General features: G+C 52.5%; 1 protein-coding gene. It reads left to right on the forward strand.

What is annotated here, in order from left to right; all coding sequences use genetic code 11:
* Positions 1 to 255: LysE family translocator (locus AC0L20_RS41340; protein WP_473295886.1), on the forward strand; the 255-nt coding region annotated here is incomplete at both ends.

Consider the following 255-nt stretch of genomic DNA (forward strand, 5'->3'; position numbering starts at 1 on the left):
TGTCATCTGTCGAGGGCGCTCAAAAGAAAGTGCCAAACTGGTTCTTCCAAGGCCTGATGGGTAACGTACTGAACCCCAAGATCGGCATCTTCTACGTGTCTTTTCTCCCCCAGTTCATTCCGCAAGGGCAGCCATTGATCGCCTGGACGTTTGGCTTGGTCAGCATTCATGTCGTTATCGGGTTTCTGTGGTCGATCATCCTGATTGCCGCGACCCAGCCCCTGGCAAAAGTGTTGCGCAACGAGAAAGTCATCA

The sequence above is a fragment of the Bradyrhizobium sp. Kon58 genome, from assembly GCF_055807455.1.